At 54.5% G+C, this 15,463-nt stretch carries 17 protein-coding genes; 3 read left to right on the top strand and 14 right to left on the bottom strand.

Features of this window, described 5'->3' with window-relative positions; all coding sequences use genetic code 11:
- The 11 genes from JIN85_RS11445 to gnd form a co-directional block, all read right to left on the bottom strand.
- A partial coding sequence (locus tag JIN85_RS11445; protein WP_200270763.1) for an HlyD family secretion protein occupies positions 1-766 on the bottom strand: 766 nt, incomplete at its 3' end.
- 203 nt (positions 767-969) lie between these two features.
- Positions 970-1,848: a F0F1 ATP synthase subunit gamma gene (locus tag JIN85_RS11440; protein WP_200270761.1), complete on the bottom strand. Its 879-nt coding sequence runs from the start codon at positions 1,846-1,848 to the stop codon at positions 970-972.
- Positions 1,848-3,392: an alternate F1F0 ATPase, F1 subunit alpha gene (locus JIN85_RS11435; protein WP_267906655.1), complete on the bottom strand. Its 1,545-nt coding sequence runs from the start codon at positions 3,390-3,392 to the stop codon at positions 1,848-1,850. The genes JIN85_RS11440 and JIN85_RS11435 overlap by 1 nt, the downstream gene beginning before the upstream one ends.
- A complete protein-coding gene (locus JIN85_RS11430; RefSeq protein ID WP_200270757.1) occupies positions 3,389-4,159 on the bottom strand; it encodes a F0F1 ATP synthase subunit delta in 771 nt (256 codons plus the stop codon). The genes JIN85_RS11435 and JIN85_RS11430 overlap by 4 nt, the downstream gene beginning before the upstream one ends.
- A 4-nt stretch (positions 4,160-4,163) precedes the next feature.
- Positions 4,164-4,445, bottom strand: a complete 282-nt coding sequence (locus JIN85_RS11425) for a F0F1 ATP synthase subunit C (protein WP_200270755.1) — start codon at positions 4,443-4,445, stop codon at positions 4,164-4,166.
- Positions 4,446-4,457: 12 nt separating this feature from the next.
- On the bottom strand, positions 4,458-5,147 hold the full coding sequence (locus JIN85_RS11420) for a F0F1 ATP synthase subunit A (RefSeq protein WP_200270753.1): 690 nt from the start codon (positions 5,145-5,147) through the stop codon (positions 4,458-4,460).
- Positions 5,131-5,427, bottom strand: coding sequence for an ATP synthase subunit I (locus JIN85_RS11415; protein ID WP_200270751.1), 297 nt, complete (start codon positions 5,425-5,427; stop codon positions 5,131-5,133). Before JIN85_RS11415 ends, JIN85_RS11420 begins: the two co-directional genes overlap by 17 nt.
- On the bottom strand, positions 5,420-5,758 hold the full coding sequence (locus JIN85_RS11410; protein WP_200270749.1) for an AtpZ/AtpI family protein: 339 nt from the start codon (positions 5,756-5,758) through the stop codon (positions 5,420-5,422). Before JIN85_RS11410 ends, JIN85_RS11415 begins: the two co-directional genes overlap by 8 nt.
- Positions 5,751-6,140, bottom strand: coding sequence for a F0F1 ATP synthase subunit epsilon (locus tag JIN85_RS11405; RefSeq protein WP_200270747.1), 390 nt, complete (start codon positions 6,138-6,140; stop codon positions 5,751-5,753). Before JIN85_RS11405 ends, JIN85_RS11410 begins: the two co-directional genes overlap by 8 nt.
- Before the next feature lie 10 nt (positions 6,141-6,150).
- Positions 6,151-7,548, bottom strand: coding sequence for a F0F1 ATP synthase subunit beta (gene atpD / locus JIN85_RS11400; RefSeq protein WP_200270745.1), 1,398 nt, complete (start codon positions 7,546-7,548; stop codon positions 6,151-6,153).
- Between the two features lie 213 nt (positions 7,549-7,761).
- Positions 7,762-9,180, bottom strand: a complete 1,419-nt coding sequence (gnd, locus tag JIN85_RS11395; RefSeq protein WP_200270743.1) for a decarboxylating NADP(+)-dependent phosphogluconate dehydrogenase — start codon at positions 9,178-9,180, stop codon at positions 7,762-7,764.
- Positions 9,181-9,291: 111 nt separating this feature from the next.
- On the opposite strand from gnd, the gene pgsA reads away from it, so the two are divergent.
- A complete protein-coding gene (pgsA, locus tag JIN85_RS11390; RefSeq protein WP_200270741.1) occupies positions 9,292-9,975 on the top strand; it encodes a CDP-diacylglycerol--glycerol-3-phosphate 3-phosphatidyltransferase in 684 nt (227 codons plus the stop codon).
- A gap of 14 nt (positions 9,976-9,989) precedes the next feature.
- Here the strand turns inward: pgsA and JIN85_RS11385 are convergent, their stop codons facing one another.
- Entirely contained in the window at positions 9,990-10,175 is a 186-nt protein-coding gene (locus JIN85_RS11385) for a hypothetical protein (protein WP_200270739.1), read from the bottom strand.
- Between the two features lie 154 nt (positions 10,176-10,329).
- Here JIN85_RS11385 and JIN85_RS11380 point away from each other — a divergent pair, with 154 nt between their 5' ends.
- Positions 10,330-10,803: a Dps family protein gene (locus JIN85_RS11380; RefSeq protein ID WP_200270737.1), complete on the top strand. Its 474-nt coding sequence runs from the start codon at positions 10,330-10,332 to the stop codon at positions 10,801-10,803.
- 55 nt (positions 10,804-10,858) lie between these two features.
- Here JIN85_RS11380 and JIN85_RS11375 read toward each other — a convergent pair whose 3' ends face one another.
- Complete coding sequence (locus JIN85_RS11375) at positions 10,859-11,797, bottom strand: class I SAM-dependent rRNA methyltransferase (RefSeq protein ID WP_325109143.1); 939 nt, start codon at positions 11,795-11,797, stop codon at positions 10,859-10,861.
- 33 nt (positions 11,798-11,830) lie between these two features.
- Entirely contained in the window at positions 11,831-13,270 is a 1,440-nt protein-coding gene (locus tag JIN85_RS11370; RefSeq protein ID WP_200270735.1) for an alkaline phosphatase, read from the bottom strand.
- Positions 13,271-13,450: 180 nt separating this feature from the next.
- On the opposite strand from JIN85_RS11370, the gene JIN85_RS11365 reads away from it, so the two are divergent.
- Complete coding sequence (locus tag JIN85_RS11365) at positions 13,451-15,373, top strand: phospho-sugar mutase (RefSeq protein ID WP_234047379.1); 1,923 nt, start codon at positions 13,451-13,453, stop codon at positions 15,371-15,373.
- Positions 15,374-15,463: the final 90 nt, after the last annotated feature.

Below are 15,463 nucleotides of genomic sequence, written 5' to 3'. Positions count from 1 at the left end.
CCACTTTGGCAGCATCGAGACTGATTTTGGCGCTTTCCAGACTGCGCGGCAGCTCATTCTGAGCCTTTTCCAACGCTAATGCCGCGGAATGGTCCGCAGCCGTGAGTTGCTCCAGCTCGCGCGGGATGGTCTTTTCCAAGCGTTGGGCGATGGCGAGATCCGTAAGATGTTTGCTCAATTCCGCAGACTTCACGGTGAACTCCTGTCGCTTTAAAATGATTTCCTCCGTCTCTTCCGTGACGTCATCAGCCTCATACATTTTTTTCAGCTGACGAAGCTCTTCCTTGGCTCCTTCAAGGCGTTGTGCTGCGGTTTCCAAATCATTCTGAGCATCGTCCTCTTTCGCTTTGCGACCGGTTTCCTTGAAGTAGGCGAGATCTTCCGCAGCGATGCGCGCAGCACGTTTGGCCGCATCCATTTTCATATCCGTCTCCTCCTTGAGTTTCGAATATGAAAGTTCATTGCTGGCGAGGCTCAATCGATTCGCTTCAACCGCCCGCTTTTGATCCTCCAGTTTCCGTTTGAATGCCTTCGATTCAAATTTCACCAGAACATCACCCTTCTGAACCTGGGCACCGTGAGGAACGATGGTTTCGATGGTGAAATCACCAAATTGTTTCGGATCAACCGAGATCAAGGTTGGCTTGGACGGCAACAGAGTCGCCGGAAATGAACGATCCACTTCAAATGGCTGCAATTTTACGGTGGTTTCAGCAGCATGGGCAGCTACGAGGCCGAGGGGAAGCGCGAGAAGGGCGAATTTCATAATGGGAAAAAAGAACCGGTCGTGTGAATGACGAGCATTTGGAGCAGTTTCAGAGCCGATGCAATCAAAAGCGTGGGTTTGATCCAAACTGGTGAAAATTTAAGCAGTTTCGCCCCCCAATACCTGCGAAGAACCCTCAAATGAACCAGTTAGAATTGGGAATGAGAAGCAATCGCAGCAATCTCTGAGGTGCTCTGCTAGAATCAATCTGGCTCAGAAAGATGGTTGTAACCGGCAACGAGGTCGAACAACTCTTCATCAATCGAACTTTGCCGCAAGCTGTTGTAGTCGCCGTGAAGTTTTTCGACCAATTCATCGATATTTTTTTCGGCCCGCTGCATGGCGTTGAGACGGCTGGCGTTTTCACTGGCCAAGGATTCCGCGCAGGCCCGGAAAAGCGAGATAAACAGGTATTCACCCACCAACGCCGGAAGAGTTGTTAGAGCATCCGGCAGCACTTCCGGTAGGTATGGGGTCGGCCAGGGAGACTTTGCCAAGTTTGACTGCCAGTCAGAATCGAGGGGTAGCAATCGCTGACGGTTCGGTTCATAGGTGGCACGGTTTTTGGGCCGGTGGTGGAATAGATAAACCGAGGTATCGGCTCGCGTGTGATGCTCCGATGCCAGCTGGATTTGCGCAATCAATGGAGCGATCGCTTTGACGGAGTTGGGAACGGGAAATGGTCCAAGCATCGACAATCCGGCATCGGCCAATCGCGTGTGAACACGCTCGCCAATCGCCAGGACCTGCGGCCGCTCGGTTAGGGTGGATAACTCACGAACGGCAAAGTCTGCGATGTTATCATTGAAAGAACCGACAAGTCCCTGATCGGAGCCGAAAACAATCGCGATGACCGGCGGCTTGGAAGTGGGTTTCGCGGGAGCGGTAGTAACAAGTCCGCGTTGGCGCAGGCACACTCCCAAGCCAAGTTCAAGATGACGGTGATAATCAGCCAGTGAACGAACCGATGCTTCATATTGGCCAATGCTCGAAGCTGCCAGCGCCTTCATGGTTCGCACCACGGACCGCAGGTCGTCAGCGCTTTGGATTTTGCGTTGGAGACTGGCTGTCGTTTCGCTCATCAGGATGTTTTCTCCGGGTTTTGAAAAACGGCCAATGTTCTTGTCGCCAGATTCAGAATCGCCTGGCGATCGTCGTTAGATAATTTCTGATTCCCTTCAATGCGTGAACGTAGGTCAGCCGGAAGTTGGTCCGCAGCCAGGTGCAGGGCATTTTCCGCAGCGGTCATATTTTCCAGAGGGATCGCATCGAAGGCATTTTCACTCAGGGCCAGAAGCGTGGTGATTTGAGCTGGGACTGAAACCGGTGAAAACTCGGGTTGCTTCAGGCAAGCACGGATGCGGCGACCATGTTCAATCACCCGGCGTGTGTCATCGTCGAGGCGTGCTCCAAATCGGGCGAATGATTCCAGCTCTTCAAATTGCGCGTAGCCCAGCTTAAGATCGGCAGCCACGGCGCGATAGGGTTTGTGTTGAGCTTTTCCGCCAACACGCGAGACCGATTTTCCGACATCGACAGCAGGCAAAATACCAAGCGCGAACAGGGAAGGGGACAAATAGATTTGCCCATCGGTGATCGAGATCAGATTGGTCGGAATGTAAGAAGAAATATTCTGCGCCTCGGTTTCAATGATGGGCAATGCGGTGAGCGATCCGCCGCCGCGTTCCGCGCAAAGATGGGTTGATCGCTCCAGCAGGCGTGAATGCAGATAGAAAATATCGCCCGGGAACGCTTCACGTCCGGGCGGGCGCTGAAGAAGAAGTGATAGCTCTCGATAGGCTCTGGCGTGCTGGGTCAAATCATCGTAAACAATCAAAACATCGCGCCCACTTTCCATGAAATGCTCACCCATCGCGGTGGCGGCATAAGGCGCGATGTAAGAAAGCCCTGGTGGATCATTGCCTTCCGTGACCATTACTACGGTGTAGTCCAGAGCGCCTTTTTCCCGCAGTGTGGCAACCGCTTTGGCGACCGCTGACGCGCGCTGGCCGATGGCGCAGTAAATGCAGATCACATCCTTGCCACGCTGATTGAGTATGGTATCCAGCGCAATGGTGGTCTTGCCGGTTTGGCGATCCCCAAGAATCAATTCGCGCTGTCCGCGACCGATCGGAATCAGCGCATCAATCACTTTGATTCCCGTCTGCAGCGGTTCACTAACTGGCGCACGATCCATGATCGCTGCGGAAGGACGCTCAATCGGCAGGCGTTTGCTGGCCACCATTACGCCTTGATGATCGAGTGGCCGACCTAACGGGTCGATCACACGTCCGATTAAGCCGTCACCAACCAGCACGTCCATCACGCGGCCGGTGCGCGTCGCTTCTGCTCCTACCTGCAGCAGTGAATAATCGCCTAACAAGACAACACCGATTTCATCTTCATCGAGGTTGAAGGCGATGCCGGAGACTCCACCGGCAAATTCAATCAACTCCTCGTAACCGACACCCGGCAGTCCGGTAACTTTGGCAACTCCCGTAGAGACATGAGTCACCGTCCCAATTTCGCGCACGGCGAGAGTTGGCCGAAATTGTTCGCGAGTCTCACGGATTCCAGCAACAGCGGTTTCGAAAGCCGTAGCAAGATCTGACACCGGTGAATTCATGCGGCAGCTCCAGCAGCGGGTTTCATCAAAGCGTCCACACTTTGCTCCAGAGTTGTTAGATATCCATCAATGCTCCACGCTATTTTTTGCCCTTCGGTGGTGATCTCAATCCCACTGATCAAGTCAGGAGCCACCTCGAAGCGCAGTGTTAGATTGTTGGAAAATGTTTCGCGAAACGCATTCTGGATCGCTGCTTGTTCGGTGTTTGGCAGTTCGAAAGCGCTGCGCACGATCGGCGACGCATCGGTTTCCAGAGCAGTTTTCAAAATGGATTTTTCCGCAGCCCCCAAATCTTTCATTCGCTTCACCAAGACATGGGCGATGGATGCTTCCAGTGTGCTATCAGCTAAATCGGCCAGAGTTTTGCGGCTGATCGCGAAGACTTCATCCCGAGTTTTTTCAATGAGAGTTTCTTTAAGAGTTTGCTGCTCCGTCACCAAGGATTCCCGCCATTTGGCACGACGCTCAGTGGCTTCGTTCGCGACATCCTGCTGGAGCTTTTTACGCAGCTCCTCGGCATCTGTCGCCGCTTTGGCCATGAGTGATGTGCGTTCCTGATCGAAGCTTGTGTTTTTACGCTCGAACTCGTCCCGCGCGGCTTGTGCCGCGGTGCGTTTGGCATCCGCGTCCGCAAGTTCAGCCGCAATGCGTTTTTCCCGTCCATCGATGGCTTGCATGACTGGTTGATAGAGAAACTTCCTCAACAACCAAACGAGGACCAGAAAGTTGAGCGCTTGCGCGCAAACCGTGAACCAATCGATGAGCATGGCGTTATTTTCCTGCGAGTTGATCGATGAAATGATTCCAGAACGGATTGGCAAAAATCAGGATCATCGAGACCACAAAACAATAAATTGCGGTCGATTCGATCATGGCCAAACCAACGAACAAAGTTCGGGTAATCGTCGAAGATGCATCCGGTTGCTGCGCAATAGAGCTGAGCGCAGTGGCTACGGCACGACCTTCCGCAAAAGCCGGGCCCATGCAGCCGAAGCTAGTCGTAACTCCTGCGGTAATGATCGAGGTGATCGCGATGAGTGTGATATCGTCCATATTTCTGTTAGGTCAGTTCGAAATGGCAGTCGGGTCTTTCTCCGCCCGGGTCGCCGCCATGATGTAGACAGCAGCTAAAACCGTAAAAATGTAAGCCTGGACCATACCTGTTAGAAGCCCGAGCAATGTCATTACCACGGGGAACAGATACGGAGTGATGCTGAGAAGAATGGCAATAATCATGGAGCCGCTCATCATGTTTCCAAAAAGGCGGACTGCCAGCGCGAGAGTGCGCGATACCTCACTGATCAAATTGAACGGCAACATGATCACCGTTGGTTCGGTATAGGTTTTCAAGTAGCCACGCAGCCCCTGATCCTCGATGCCAAAAAGCGGCACTGCCACAAATACACAGAGTGCCAATGCCAGAGTGGTCGATAACGAGCCGGTCGGCGGTTCATATCCCGGAATGATCGTGCACAGCGCGGCAGTCCCGACGAACAGGAAAATCGTCCCTAAAAATCCGATATATTTCTCAGGTTGGCGCAGCCCGATTTCCTTGATCTGATCCACCATGCCGGAGATCAGAATTTCTAACAGATTCTGCCAACGCGAGCGCTGGTAATCGGTCGTTAATTTCCGCGTAATCAGCTTAGAGCCTACCGTTAGAAGGATCATCAGCACCCAGGTGAAGACGATGGTGGCGTTCAGCTTAACGACACCGTGCTGCCAGTAGATGATTTCGTCAGGACTCAGATGCATGGCGATCCTCCGTGGTTTGTCGGGTAAAGTAAGTAACAGCCCGGCGCGCGATTAAAAAACCTAACAAACAGGCGGCATAACGCTGCCAACGGTCTGCGCCGACCCAATAAAATCCAGCCACGGTGATTCCGGTGCGAATCACGACACTTCCCAGAAACCAGAGTGCGGGTCGATTGGATTGCATCCCACAACGCACCGTCCACCACAAGCCGCCGAAAAACAGAGCACCTAATGCGGCTCCGGCGAGTCCAGCCAAGATCCATGTAAAGGCATCAGTCATCCTTTTCCTCCTGTTGGTCGTGCAATGCTTTGCTTTCCTTCGATACCCATGCCCAGGCGTTAAGACAACCCAAGCACAGCCCCGCTACCAGCAACGCCAAGGTCCAATGATGTTCGCTCGGAAAATTTTTGTCGAGCCATAGTCCCAGGCCGGTTCCTGCAAGTGTAGGAACCACGACGGACCAGCCAATCAAGCCCATCATCCCGAGGCCAAACCAGACGTGATTCTGAGCCTCTCTCCGTGCTTTGATTTTACGGACTGCCTTGCTGCCGATTTCTCCTGCGAAATCGGATTGGGTCCGGGAGCGAGGATTGGATGATTGCTCATTCATGCTGGAAATTGGCAAGGTTTCGCATCAATCCGAATTCAATGCGTGTCATCACGTTGCGAACGGCTTGCTCGTTTTCGCTCAAGGTCAGGAACTCTTTTTCTACGGACGAGCGCAATTGCGATAGATCCGCGCCACGGATCGCGCGACGCACCGATACGCAAACGTCCTTGCCTGTTTTGACCAGCAGTCCCTGATCCACCGCGATGAAGACTTCGCCTTGCTCCGGTGTTTCGTAAACCAAGATTCCAGGCACCAGAGCGGCCACACAATCGAGGCGCTGGGGTAATAATCCGAACGAGCCTTTTGCCGTTTCTGCAACGATGCGCAGCACTCCGATCTGTTGATCGAAGACTTGGAAAGGCAGCAGGATTTTCAGGTTCATGGCTGTGATTTCACGCGGCTGATTGAGTCGCATTTCGCTTTTGCTCGGCTTCATCAATCGACCCGATCATGTAGAGTGAGCTCTCCGGATAATCTTTGAATTCATCCCGCAGGATGCGCTCACAGCCATCCAACGCGTCATCCAGGCTCACCAATTTACCAGCAAGACCGGTGAATTGTTCGGTGGTGAAAAATGGCTGGGTGAGGAATCTTTCCAACCGTCTGGCACGACCCACGAGGTTGCGATCATCCGGCGAAAGTTGTTCCAGACCCAACATCGCGATGATGTCCTTCAGCTCGGCATATTGGGCGAGCGTTCGGCGGATCTCTTGAGCGATGGTGTAGTGCCGATTGCCGACCACACCTGGTGCAGCCAGCTGGGAATTGGATTGCAGGGGATCGATCGCAGGGTAGAGCCCTTCGGCAGCGCGTTTACGGGAAAGTACGATCGATGCAGAGAGGTGAGAAAACGTGTGAACCGCCGCTGGATCGGTGAAGTCGTCGGCAGGGACATAAACCGCCTGAATGGAAGTGATGGCACCCGTGTCGGTATTGGCAATGCGTTCCTCCAGCGAGGAAAGTTCCGTGCCCATGGTTGGCTGATAGCCGAGCCTTGATGGCATCTGGCCCATCATCCCGGAAATCTCCGAACCCGCCTGGATGAAACGAAATATGTTATCCACGAGCAGCAGGACATCGCGATGTTCATCGTCGCGAAAATACTCAGCCATGGTCAATGCGGCATGGGCGATGCGAAAACGCGCGCCGGGTGGCTCGTTCATTTGACCAAAAATCATCACCATGTCTGAAAGCACACCCGCTTCCTTCATTTCCCGGTAAAGTTCCTCACCTTCGCGGCAGCGCTCGCCGATTCCGCAGAATATGCTCACGCCGTGTTGATGCCCCAGCATGTTGTGGATCATTTCGGTTAGAAGCACGGTCTTGCCAACGCCCGCACCGCCGAAAAGACCAGCTTTGCCACCACGTTCCAGCGGCATGAGCACATCGATGATTTTGATGCCGGTTCGAAAGACTTCTGACTTCGTAGAGCGGCGAGCAAGGGGCGGGGGGGCGTGATGCACACTCCGCCACTCCAACTCAGGTGGAGCTGGCAATCGATCGATCGGGTTGCCAAAAACATCAAACATCCGGGAAAGGATCTGCTTTCCCACCGGTGCCTGAAGCGGCGCGCCGGTATTTTCGACCAGCATGCCGCGAGTCAGTCCCTGCGTAGGAGTCAGTGCGATGCAACGCACGTGTTGGGAATCCCGTTGTGACAGCACTTCCAGGATGATTTGCCCGGTATCACCCGCACGGATGATCGAATGGATCGGAGGCAAATCCTCGGTGAACCGAATGTCCACCACACTTCCTCGAACAGAAACGATGGTACCTTGATGGTTCGTCATGGTTTACGACCCAGATTACCCAGTCAGAAGTTGTTAGGCCACTTCCAATTCTATTTTTTGCGCTATAATTCGGGAACCACCTTCTGAGCTGCTGATGGTCAGTCGCTTTTGTGATCCGCGACGAAGCGGATGAATACAGCCCAGACCAAAGCCACAAAAAAGGCCGCCCGGTACTCCGGACGACCTTTTGGAAATACAGATCTGATGATCCAATCAGCCGATGACCTCCGGCCAGTCGGTGTGGAAGAATTCGCCGCGAGGCTTGTCGGTGCGCTCATAGGTGTGAGCACCGAAGAAGTCGCGCTGGGCCTGAAGCAGGTTGGCAGGAAGCACCGCGCTACGGTAGCTATCGTAGTAGCCGAGAGACGCGCTGAATGCAGGAACCGGAATGCCGGCCAGCGTTGCGAGCGAGATGACTTCACGCCAGTTTTGCTGGAATCCGTTCAGCAATTTGGTGAAGAACGGAGCAAGCATCAGGTTGCTGAGCTCAGGGTTGGTGCGGTAGGCATCCGTGATGTCGTTGAGGAAACGGGCGCGGATGATGCAGCCACCACGCCAGATCGCAGCGATCTTACCGAGATCGAGATTCCAGCCTTTTTCGGCACCCATGGTGGCGATCAGGTCGAGACCTTGGGCATAGGAAATGATTTTCGAGGCAAACAATGCGTCGTGGACTTGTTTGACCAATTCAGCTTTTTCAGCGGAAATTTCGGTTTTGGGTCCTTCGAGAATGTCGCTGGCATTGACCCGCTTGTCTTTCATGGAGGAAAGAATCCGGGCTTCCACCGCAGCGTTGATGGTGGAAATGACAACGGCGTTTTCCACCGCGTTCATGATGGTCCATTTGCCCGTGCCCTTTTGACCGGCTGTATCGAGGATCTTGTCGACCAAGGGATCACCGGTTTCAGGATCTTTTTGTTCGAAGATTTTCGAGGTGATCTGAATCAGGTAAGATTCGAGATCGCCATTGTTCCAGTCGGTGAAGACTTGAGCCAGCTCATCGGTGGTGAAGCCTGCAGCTTTGAAAATGTTGTATGCCTCGCAAATCAACTGCATGTCGCCGTACTCGATGCCGTTGTGAATCATCTTCACGTAGTGGCCGGCACCGCCTGGGCCGATGTGAGTGACGCATGGCTCGCCATCGACCTTTGCCGCGATCGATTCGAAAATCGGTTTCATCACGTCCCAAGTGGAAGCAGGGCCGCCTGGCATGATGGATGGGCCTTTGCGGGCTCCTTCTTCACCACCGGAAACGCCGGCACCGATGAAGCGGAAACCAAGATCGCCGAGCCATTTGTCGCGGCGTTCGGTATCGGTATAGAGCGAGTTGCCGCCGTCGATGATGATATCGCCTTGGTCGAGCAAAGGAATCAGCGATTCGATCACGGCATCCACCGGGCCACCCGCTTTGACCATGATCATGATTTTGCGTGGTGAGGCGAGGGAGTTGACAAAGCCCTCGAGTGTTTCTTCACCGACCAATTTCTTGTCAGGATGCTGGGAAACAAATTCCTCCATGACGGAGGCGGTGCGGTTGTAAACCGAGACTTGGAAGCCGCGGGATTCCACATTGAGAACGAGATTCTGGCCCATGACGGCCAGACCGATGAGTCCGAAATCGCTTTTATTCATGAAAATTGAGGATTAAAGAGGCGCACTCCGATAGTAAAGACCGGGCCGGGGTGCAACCCCTTGTTTTTACGGAAAGATGCATTGGTTTCATCCTTGGGATCAGAATTTCCCATGAAGCAATACCTCTGGATGGCGGAATTGCCACCGGGAGTTTCAGCAGAATTCAGCAACCTAGTTGCCATCTTCAAATGCATCGATAAGACTCATCGCGTGAATCTTCCGAACGCGATAACTTTTTCCCGATTAATCATGACCGCCATTTTCATCGCGGTCGTCTCGCGTCACTCGGATACGAACTACGGAATCGGCCTCGTGCTCTTCAGCGTGGCAGCCGCAAGCGATTGGCTGGATGGCTGGCTGGCGCGGAAATTGGGGCTGGTAACCCCGCTCGGCAAGCTGATGGACCCCTTGGTGGATAAAATTCTCGTCTGTTCCGCCTTTGTTTTCATGACGGAACGTGGGCTTTGCCCGGTTTGGGTCACCGCATTGATCATCGGCCGCGAATTCCTCGTTACCGGGCTGCGACAAATCGCGGTAGAAGCCGGACAAGTGCTCGCGGCGGACCGTTTGGGCAAGTGGAAGACTACATTCCAGCTGACCTTCTGCATCACCGGTCTTGTCTGGTTGACGTTTTCGACCGGAAAACCGCCTGGACCGATCGGGAATTGGTTTGAAAATCTGGCCAGCCCCGATGGTTGGTTGCTGCCGATTTCGTTGTGGATTGCGGTAGCGCTCACTCTGATTTCCGGATGGAACTACATCTGGAGCGGACGCAACTTGCTTAAAGCCAGATAACCCGGATCCGAGAGTTATTTTGAGTCATGGTTTTTGGCGATTTGCCGGTCGAAACGCATCGGTTTGCAGAGAAACTTCGACTCCGTTGAGACCCGGGCGCATTTGCGGCAGAAAAATTTTGGCGCACGCGTGAGCTCCATCAGCTCCGCCGCCCGTTCCTTGATGTCGGACTTGGACCAATCGCAAAGGGTTTTCGCCATGCGATAAGATACGCGCAGGATTGGTCACGTAAAGCGAAGGCTGTCTCAGATTTCCCCTTGCTTGGCGGGACAAGCGACGCATGTTTCAATATGATTAGTGAGCCGGAAAGCTTGTTGTCCAAACGCCTTCCTGAAATTTTATCCGCTTAGAACCATGAAAACACTGAATAAAGACGCCACAAAAAATTCCGCTGTCGTAAAAGGCCTCACCACCTTGCTCGCCGACACCTACGCGCTGCTTGGCCAGACCCAGGTCGCACACTGGAACGTGGAAGGGCCTGCGTTTTTCTCACTCCACATCGCCTTCGAAAACCAGTATAACGAGCTGTTCCCAGCGGTTGACGAAATTGCAGAACGACTTCGTGCCTTGGACGAGCTTGCTCCTGGCGGCCTGAAAACCCTGGCTTCGCTCTCCTCAATTTCAGAACTCCCGATTGAGCACATGCCAGCTAAAGACCTGGTTGCGCATTTGATCGAGTGCAATGAAATCGTGGTCGCGACTTCCATGGAACTGCGCAAAGCCTCCGAAGAGGCTGGAGATCTTGAAACTCAGGACATGGTGATCGCCCGCATTCAGGTTCACGAAAAGGCGCTCTGGATGCTGCGTTCTTTCCTCAAAAATCTCTGATTTCAGGCCTCAGATCGATTGCAGGCTCGTTCCCAATCGCGGGAACGGGCTTTTTTTATGCTCCGTCGAATGTCAGCCAAACGGATTTTAGATAGGATTCACCGGAGAAATCGTCCGGCATCGGGCTATGCACAGCACGAAGCCGACGTGAAGAGGCCGCAAAAAGCTGCTTCTCAAAGTGGTGAGGGGAGAGCTTCTTGAAATTCGTGCAACACAGCACCCAGCCACCTGGAGCCAGCACGTCGAGCGCAAGCGAGGCAAGTTCGGTGAAATCTGACTCAACCCGGAACACCTTGCCTTTTTCATCGCGGGAGAAAGTCGGTGGATCGAGCACGATGCCGTCGAAAGTCCGTCCTTGTTTGGCGAATCGGCGCAGCCAGTGGAAGGTATCGCCTTTGCAGAAGTGGTGGGCTGCCGGATCCAGTTGATTGTGTGCCAGATTGCGTTTTGCCCAATCGAGATACGGTTGGGAAAGATCCAGCGTGGTGGTTTCAGCACCAGCCATGGCGGCCGACACGGAAAAGGCCCCGGTGTAGGCAAATGTATTGAGCAGCTTCAACCCCGGAGCCATGCGCCTCCGGACCTCGGCACGGTTGTCGCGTTGATCGAGGAAGATCCCTTGGGAATATCCGGACTGAAAGGAAATCTCGTAGTTGATGCCATTTTCCTTCGCCAGAAATGGCTCGGTCACCGGCTTGCCGGAAAGCAGAACCGGGGACTCTTTTTGATGCTGATCAAGACGTTTCCAGTAGCAGGAATGGGGCTGGTCACGCAGCCATTGCCTGACCTCCGGGTCGATGAAATCGGAGGTGGTGGATAGCAACCAATGGTCCGCGAATGCCTCCAAAATCGTGCCCGGGAGTTGATCGCCGATACCATCGATCAGCCGAACCGCGTCCGTATTGGGATTCAGAAGCGCCTTGCGTTTGGCGAGGGCGATGGGCGCGAGCTTGCGGACGGATCGATCCATATCGCCGGGGTTCTTCGAATCCACGGCCACGCAAGTCAAGCGCCAGTGAGAATTGCTTCAGCCCAGCAAATCCATGAAATGGCCGAAAACATCCGAATTGATGACCATGCCGGTGAATCGATCCGATTGCGGTCCTAGCGCGGAAACCAGGGTAGGATCCGAGGTGTGGCTGATCCCGGTCCAGCCGATGCCGGTGTGATTTCCAGCAAACTGACCCAGCAACCCTTCGGAATTTGCCAGTTGATCGTTCCACTCCACGACCGGATGTTTGGCAAATGCCTCAATGAACGATTCCGCTTCCTCGGTTTTCAGCATGAACCCGAGATGCTTTTGAATCAATGACCGGAGGTTATCCGGTGACTTTTCGGCGGTGTTGGTCCAGTCGGCAAATATGCGTTCGTTGGACGCCTTCATCTGCTGGATGCGGGCGAAACATGGGGTGCTTTCCTTGTAAGTATCGCCCATCCCGCGCAATCCGGGATTCGAGTTGCCGTGGTCGCTGGTCACAATGATGAGAATGTCGTTGTGGCCTGTGGTTTGAGAAATCATCGCCGCCAAGGCATCGTCGAAAGCGAGTTGATCGTGAATTAAAGCCGCAATGTCATTGGTGTGCGCACCGTGATCAATCCGGGCACCCTCGACCTGAAGCAGGAACGGTTTTCCTTTTTCCAAAAACCTGCTCAGAGCGGCAGTTGCCATTTCGGTGAGCGTCGGCACGGAGCGGGTCAAATCCTCGCTTTGGTCGCGGTCGACGGTGAAGGGAAGGTGGCCGGGGGCAAACAGGCCGAGCAGTTTCTCATCGCGTGAAACGAGCATCCCAGCGCGATCCGTGCAATGACCGTATCCCGCGGCTTTGAAATCGCCGACCAAATCCCGTCCGTCTTTGCGTTTATCTGCAGAAAACGAGTCCGCGCCGCCACCGAGAATGACATCAACCCGGTTCAGGTATTGCTCCGCGATTTCAGGTTCCATGGAGCGATTGGGAACCGATGCTCCGAATCCAGCCGGTGTAGCATCCGTGATGCTGGTGGTGCTGACCAAGCCCGTGGAGACTCCTTTCTTTTTGAGAATCGCGTGAATCGGAGTGATTTCCCGGCCTTCTGGTGAAACATTGATGACCGCATTGTTGACCCGCTGCCCGCCACCCCAAGAACTGGAAGCGGCTGCGGAATCTGTAACCAATGAATTGGCCGATGCGGTATCCATCAGCCCACGCGCCGCCTTTCGGTCGTTTAGCAGACTCCACCAACGGGTGCCGCGATTGCGGGTAAGTTTCGAGTAGTTCTGCGCCATGGTCAGGACGCCGGGACTCATTCCATCCGATACCATGAAGATGATCCCGCGAACCGGGCGGGCTTGCGGTTTGTGGGGCTCGGATTCCTGTCCGCTCGCTGGCGCGACGGCCGATCCGGTGATCAGCGCGGCTCCACCCAGGCTCGCGGCCTTGAGCCAGTCCCGGCGTCCGATTTTACTGCCATGATGAGAGTTGGTGTTCATGGCTGAATTTTGAGCAGCCCGTAAAAAATCGCAGGACTGCTCCGGTGCCAGTTTCGTCACCAATTTGAACGGGTTAGGGCGATTCCCAAGGCAGAGATAGGATGATTCCTCAGGAATTTGGAACACTCGTCGCACGAGGGAATTGCCATGAGATAAAAAGTTCATACCATGCAGCCCGAAATGACCTCTACCCTAGACCTCCTCACCGAAGCCGTTGCAGATGGAAAACTTTTGGAATCGGCCAAGGCCAACATTCTTATGCTGCTTGCCGGAACGTCTGGAGATGTAGCGGAAAAAACCGTGGAAGAGCTGGCCAAAGCAGGCGAGTGGCAGGAACTCAATGACCGGTTTTTCAAAACTCTCGCTTTCGGCACCGGCGGTCTTCGTGGTCGCACCATCGGTCGGAAAATCACATCTCCCGAGCAAGGCGATGGCGGCCCGAACGGGCGGCCGCAATATCCGTGCATCGGCACCGCGACGATGAACTATTTCAACGTCAGCCGCGCGGTTCGCGGTCTGATCGCCTACACCAAAAAACACGTTGGAGCTGAGCGGAAGCCGCTCTTGGTGTTTGCTCACGATACCCGCCATTTCTCACGCGATTTCGCCGAGTTCTGCGCAAAAACGGCCGCTGAACTCGGCTGCGACGCCTATCTATTCGAAGGGGCGCGCTCCACACCCCAGCTTTCCTTTGCCGTGCGCGAACTTCGCGCCGATGCCGGCGTGGTTTTGACAGCCAGCCATAACCCTTCGCACGACAACGGCTTCAAGGCCTACTTCAACGACGGCGCTCAGATCGTCGAGCCACACGCCACCGGCATCATCAGTGAAGTTAATGCGCTGACCAGCGAGCTTTACGACGCCTTGCCAGCTGATGAGCAGGGAACCGTGACCATTCTCGGCGAGGAAATGGACCAACGCTATGTGGCTCGCCTCAAAACCTTGCTGCTTCAACCTTCATTGCTGGAAGGCGCGGCCACCAAATTGGTGATCACCAACTTGCACGGCACAGGTGGTCACATCATCGTGCCAATGCTGCGCGGATTTGGCTTCGAAGTCGAAACCGTGGCCGAGCAAGACAAACTCGATGGCCGCTTTCCGACGGTTGAATCGCCAAACCCGGAAAATGCTTCGGCATTGAAAATGGCGATTGATCTCGCCGAGAAAAACGGAGCTGAAATCGTGATCGGAACCGACCCGGATGCGGACCGGATGGGCGTCGCGGTGCGCGATCGTGATGGCGGCATGGTGCTCCTCACCGGCAACCAAATCGGTTCATTGATGGCCTGGTACCGCCTCAAGACCATGTTCGAACTCGGCTGGCTCACTCACGCCAACCGCAGCCGCGCCGTGGTGGTGAAGACCTTCGTGACCACCGATCTGCAACGCAATATCGCCGATGGATTCGGAGTTGGCGTGGTCGATACGTTGACCGGCTTCAAATACATCGCCGGAAAGCTGCGTAAATACGAGGATGCGATCCCCGCGGTTAAGAAAGGCGACTACCGCTCCCTGAGCGAAGCGGAAACCCGCGCGCTACGATTGGAATATTCACGTTTCTTCGTGTTCGGAGGTGAGGAAAGCTACGGCTATCTCGGCTCGGATGCGATTCGCGACAAAGACGCCAACGGATCGGCGTTGATGTTTGCTGAAGTCGCCGCCTACGCAAAGTCAGTTGGCAAGACTCTGCCAGAGCTGATGGATGCGATTTACGAGGAATTCGGCTATCATCTGGAAATCGGCAAATCGCTGGTGATGGAAGGTGCCGATGGTGCTGCGAAAATCCAAGCGCTGGCGGCTTCCTACGCGGAAAATCCACCGACGGTTGTCGATGGATCGAACGTGATCCGGGTGCGCGATTTCGCAAAGCAGGACCTTTACGATCAAGAAGGCGATCTGATTCCGAAAGAAAAGATGCTGTTCATGGATCTTGAAGATGGTCGCTCATTCGCGGTCCGTCCTTCCGGCACGGAGCCGAAAATCAAGTTCTACTTGTTCGGCAAGGCGGCGCCAGGCTCGGATTTGGTGGAAACCAAAGCGGCTGTCGCCTCCAGCTTGATCTCGCTTTGGGGCTGGATCGAGGCCGACGCGGCGAAACGCTGAGCCGCAGCCATGCGGATCGGGAAGTTGGGAATTCCTTGCCGAAAGGCAGGGGATTCCGTAATGCCTAGGAGTTCTCGTTCACTGGATCTC

It is taken from the genome of Luteolibacter pohnpeiensis (assembly GCF_016595435.1).
GTDB lineage: Bacteria > Verrucomicrobiota > Verrucomicrobiia > Verrucomicrobiales > Akkermansiaceae > Luteolibacter > Luteolibacter pohnpeiensis.
The sequence above is the reverse complement of the archived record's forward strand: the minus strand, read 5'-3'. Positions and strand labels throughout refer to the sequence as shown.

Coding starts and splice junctions, on each gene's coding strand:
- JIN85_RS11440 (WP_200270761.1), bottom strand. CDS start 1,848: ATGAGCGAAACGACAGCCAGTCTCCAACGCAAAATCCAAAGCGCTGAC.
- JIN85_RS11435 (WP_267906655.1), bottom strand. CDS start 3,392: ATGAATTCACCGGTGTCAGATCTTGCTACGGCTTTCGAAACCGCTGTT.
- JIN85_RS11430 (WP_200270757.1), bottom strand. CDS start 4,159: ATGCTCATCGATTGGTTCACGGTTTGCGCGCAAGCGCTCAACTTTCTG.
- JIN85_RS11425 (WP_200270755.1), bottom strand. CDS start 4,445: ATGGACGATATCACACTCATCGCGATCACCTCGATCATTACCGCAGGA.
- JIN85_RS11420 (WP_200270753.1), bottom strand. CDS start 5,147: ATGCATCTGAGTCCTGACGAAATCATCTACTGGCAGCACGGTGTCGTT.
- JIN85_RS11415 (WP_200270751.1), bottom strand. CDS start 5,427: ATGACTGATGCCTTTACATGGATCTTGGCTGGACTCGCCGGAGCCGCA.
- JIN85_RS11410 (WP_200270749.1), bottom strand. CDS start 5,758: ATGAATGAGCAATCATCCAATCCTCGCTCCCGGACCCAATCCGATTTC.
- JIN85_RS11405 (WP_200270747.1), bottom strand. CDS start 6,140: ATGAACCTGAAAATCCTGCTGCCTTTCCAAGTCTTCGATCAACAGATC.
- atpD (WP_200270745.1), bottom strand. CDS start 7,548: ATGACGAACCATCAAGGTACCATCGTTTCTGTTCGAGGAAGTGTGGTG.
- gnd (WP_200270743.1), bottom strand. CDS start 9,180: ATGAATAAAAGCGATTTCGGACTCATCGGTCTGGCCGTCATGGGCCAG.
- pgsA (WP_200270741.1), top strand. CDS start 9,292: ATGAAGCAATACCTCTGGATGGCGGAATTGCCACCGGGAGTTTCAGCA.
- JIN85_RS11385 (WP_200270739.1), bottom strand. CDS start 10,175: ATGGCGAAAACCCTTTGCGATTGGTCCAAGTCCGACATCAAGGAACGG.
- JIN85_RS11380 (WP_200270737.1), top strand. CDS start 10,330: ATGAAAACACTGAATAAAGACGCCACAAAAAATTCCGCTGTCGTAAAA.
- JIN85_RS11370 (WP_200270735.1), bottom strand. CDS start 13,270: ATGAACACCAACTCTCATCATGGCAGTAAAATCGGACGCCGGGACTGG.
- JIN85_RS11365 (WP_234047379.1), top strand. CDS start 13,451: ATGACCTCTACCCTAGACCTCCTCACCGAAGCCGTTGCAGATGGAAAA.